The sequence below is a fragment of the Prosthecobacter sp. genome (assembly GCF_044373815.1).
In the GTDB taxonomy this organism is placed as follows: domain Bacteria; phylum Verrucomicrobiota; class Verrucomicrobiia; order Verrucomicrobiales; family Verrucomicrobiaceae; genus Prosthecobacter.
In genome coordinates, this window is sequence record NZ_JBIPNG010000593.1 from 1 (window position 1) to 3,512 (window position 3,512).

The 3,512-nt window shown below is 60.8% G+C and carries 5 protein-coding genes; all 5 read left to right on the forward strand.

Translation table 11 applies throughout. The features are described 5' to 3' along the window. Positions 1–254: 254 nt before the first annotated feature. The 5 genes from ACIREA_RS28755 to ACIREA_RS28775 all read left to right on the forward strand — a co-directional run bounded on the left by ACIREA_RS28755 (position 255) and on the right by ACIREA_RS28775 (position 3,225). On the forward strand, positions 255–659 hold the full coding sequence (locus ACIREA_RS28755; protein WP_397385761.1) for a zinc-ribbon domain containing protein: 405 nt from the start codon (positions 255–257) through the stop codon (positions 657–659). A gap of 77 nt (positions 660–736) precedes the next feature. After that, positions 737–1,165 carry a hypothetical protein gene (locus ACIREA_RS28760; protein ID WP_397385762.1) on the forward strand — a complete coding sequence of 143 codons (429 nt, stop codon included), beginning with the start codon at positions 737–739 and terminating at the stop codon, positions 1,163–1,165. A gap of 264 nt (positions 1,166–1,429) precedes the next feature. Beyond that, complete coding sequence (locus ACIREA_RS28765) at positions 1,430–1,735, forward strand: hypothetical protein (RefSeq protein WP_397385763.1); 306 nt, start codon at positions 1,430–1,432, stop codon at positions 1,733–1,735. Positions 1,736–1,827: 92 nt separating this feature from the next. Beyond that, positions 1,828–1,971: an entericidin A/B family lipoprotein gene (locus ACIREA_RS28770; protein ID WP_397385764.1), complete on the forward strand. Its 144-nt coding sequence runs from the start codon at positions 1,828–1,830 to the stop codon at positions 1,969–1,971. 216 nt (positions 1,972–2,187) lie between these two features. After that, positions 2,188–3,225 carry a lipid A deacylase LpxR family protein gene (locus ACIREA_RS28775; protein ID WP_397385765.1) on the forward strand — a complete coding sequence of 346 codons (1,038 nt, stop codon included), beginning with the start codon at positions 2,188–2,190 and terminating at the stop codon, positions 3,223–3,225. Positions 3,226–3,512: the final 287 nt, after the last annotated feature.

Sequence of the window (3,512 nt, forward strand, 5' to 3'; positions counted from 1 at the left end):
ACATCTGCTTTCTGAATGCCACCGAGGCGGAGGTGACCGGCGGGTGGTGGAAGAGTCCGAAGAGCGCCGCGTCATACACGTATGTGCTGAAAAAGATCGACGGCGTCTGGGTGGTGACAGGTGAGCACATGACTTCGGTTTCTTGAGCTGAGGTGGCTGCCAAAGCGGCTGGCTGGGGTCCTGCGTACGTTTCAATGAGTGGAAAATATTTTGTGGTATTTACTTCAGAGAGTCTCATTTGTTAGCCTCCACCCATGACCACACGCAAAGAAAAGAATCTTGCCCAGGCTCTGAGCCAGCAGCGTGAAGCACGGATCGCGAAACTGCTGGCGGCGGGGAGGATCAGATCGGCGAAGGAGATTCCTGAGGATGCGCTGCCGGCGGCACTGGAGTTGCAGAATCCCCAAGGCACCTGGTCTCGACCGCTGTTTTACCGGGACATCAGTTTCCACTGCAAGGACTGCAGGAAGCATGAGATGTGGAGCGCGACGCAGCAGCGGTGGTACTATGAGATCGCCAAAGGTTCGGTGCAGGCCACGGCCACACGCTGCCGGGCGTGCCGGAAGAAGCACCGCGAGGAGACGCTGAGGCAGCGCGAACTGCTGCGGCTGCACCGGGAGAAGAAGTTGGCGGGGACGGCGGAGTCGCGGAAGAAGTGAGCGGGATGGAGGGCGCACTTTGGCATTGCCACGGGGAGTCGAACCTGTCAGAAACTTTCGCTCATTGTCTGTGATTTATGACGCACCCTTCCATGCCCGCCTTGAACTGCTCGGTTTGTGCGAACCCGTGGACGGATGAATCCGGCGTGAGGTGTGCGATGGTGAAGGTGCAGACGGAGCACTACGAGCTGAATGTGTCGCTGACGCGAGGCGAGGCAGAGGAGCTGCGGGGGAATCCACCCGGGGTGCGGACTTCGCGAGGATCTTTGCGGCTGGGGCGCTGTGCTGGGAGCACGGTGTTTTGGTGCGTGGAGGGCGAGTCTTTGACGCTGCTCATCGGGCCGGATGAGGAGGTGTGGTCGGTGGCTTTTGTGCTGCCGCCACCGGCGCTGGCGCAGATACGGCAGGCGCTGCAGGGTTTGTCTCCATGGCTGGCGGGGCTGAGTCTGCCACAGGGGTATCTGGGGCATGTGCCGGAGGATTATGCGCAGGTGGCTGAGGGGTGAAACAGCCATGGGGCTCCTCCATGATGCCTGACGAGAATGGTCCTGAGTGATGGCCCTTGACGGGTCGTTGTGCGGGGCGGCGCTGGCGGGCTGCGGATGGTGAATGGAGTCATGGCGCGCCCCGGATTTCAGGTGGTGGTTCCCTGGAGCATGCCTGAGCTGGGGTAGGGTTATACCCCATAGGCAGGGCAGGGTATCTGCGGAAAGATGGACCCATGCATCAGTCCTTCGACTAACGATTCACTGAGCAACCAACCGAAAACTATGAAACACTTCCTCTTCCTCCTCCTCTTCACTTCCGCGACTTTCCTGACCGTGAGCTGCAACAAGCAGAAGCAGGCCATCGATGCGCAAAACGACGCCACCCAGACCGCGCTGGACCACCAGAAAGATGCCGTGGCTGCGGATGCCAAGGAAGCCAAAACGCAGGCGGACATCGACACCAAGATCGTCAAGGCCAACATCGAAGCCAACAAGGCGGTGGATCAGGCGCAGCTGGATGCGGAAAAGAAGAAGGCCGATGCCGAAGCCGCCGCCGCCAAGGCCCGCGTGGATGCCGTGCAGAAGTAAGCTGCGCACCCTGGAGCGCGCCCACCGCGTGGGCCTGCTCTTATCAAACGCTCTCTCCTCTCCCGAACCCAACACACACACACACCACTCCTATGAAAACATCCATCACACGCATCGCACTTCTCGTCTTCGCATCCGCAGCCCTGACCCTCGTCGGCACCAGCTGCCGCACCGTTCGTGGCTTCGGCCAGGACGTGGAGCATGTGGGCGGCCACATCGAGCACGCCTCCCGCTAATCCAGAGCGCGCAAGCTTTCGAAGCGTTGTTGGGAAGCCCCAGGGCTTTTCAACAACGCTTTTGCTTGGCAAAGCGGCTGCGTGAGGGACAGTACCTCGTTCCTCATATGAGTCCCTGATCCGAAGGGACGGGTGTCTGGCGCTCTAAATGCTCTGCCCATTGAAGAAAGACCGCGCTGCACCGTCTACCACACACAAACCCCACTGCATTCACTCATGAAACACTTTTTCTCCGCGCTCTCCGCCACTCTTTTGCTGGCGGTGCTGGCGCCTGCCTCTGCCCGCGCCGAGGCGCCCAATACGGGCGGCACGATGGGCATCTACCTCGAAAACGATCTCTTCGCCGGCACGGACCGCTACTACACCAGCGGGGTGAAGCTGAGCTGGACCTCGCCGGATCTCTCCCGGCTCAGCGGCACGCCGCATGCCCGCATGATGCTGCCGCTGTTTGACCTGATTCCCGGCATTCATGACACAAACTACCAGAAGAACGTCATCCACTCCATCGGGCAGGACATTTACACGCCGGACAACACGGAGACCTTCACCCCGGCACTGAACGACCGCCCCTATGCGGGCTGGCTGTATGTGTCCAACGGCGTGGTGTGGAAGACGGACCGCGTGCGCAACATCCTGGTGATGGACATCGGCGTGGTGGGCTCCTACTCGTATGCGCAGGAGGCGCAGCGCTACGTGCATGATGCACGCGGCTTTGACCACCCGAACGGCTGGGACAACCAGCTGCACAATGAGATCGGCATCACCCTGGCGTATGAGCGCACCTGGCGCTGGCCGCACATCGTGAAGCGCAGCGGCGCGGAGTGGGAATTCCTCCCGCATGCCGGCGCGACGGCGGGGAATGTGAAGGACTACGCCAATGTGGGCGGTGAATTCCGCATGGGCTTCAATCTGCCGGACGACTACGGCACGCCCTCCATCGGCCCTTCGTCCGCCGCCTCCACTCCGGTGGATGGCTCACTGGGCGCGGACCGCTCCTGGTTCCCGCTGGGCTTTCACGTCTTTGCGCGTGCGGACGGTCGTGCCGTGGCGCACAACATCTTTCTGGACGGCAACACCTTTGGCGACAGCCCCTCCGTGGGACACAATGTGTTCGTGGCGGACCTGAGCGCGGGCTTTGTGGTCAACTGGCGCAACACCAAGATGTCCTACGCCGTGGTCTACCGCACCAAGGAGTTCAACGCGCAGATCGCGCCGCAGCTCTTCGGCACCGTGTCGCTGAACTGGACGTTTTAGGGGAGTGCGGTCTTGCGGGCCGCGCCCGGGGCTCTGGGAAGGAGGAAAAGATGCCATTCATGCCTGTCATCTTTTTTCTCGAGCGTGTCACGGGGGTTGCCAGGAAGGCCAGGCCTGATTAACGGCCATTTTTGGCACGGCCAAGATCGGGACGGAAGCTTTGATCTTATTGGAGATTCATGCCGTCCTGAGTTGCCTATACATCACAATGGGCTCGTAGGGGGAGTGGCGCTCAAGTTCAATAAAACCTTCTGAGGCATATAAGTGCATGTTCCGATCGCGATCAC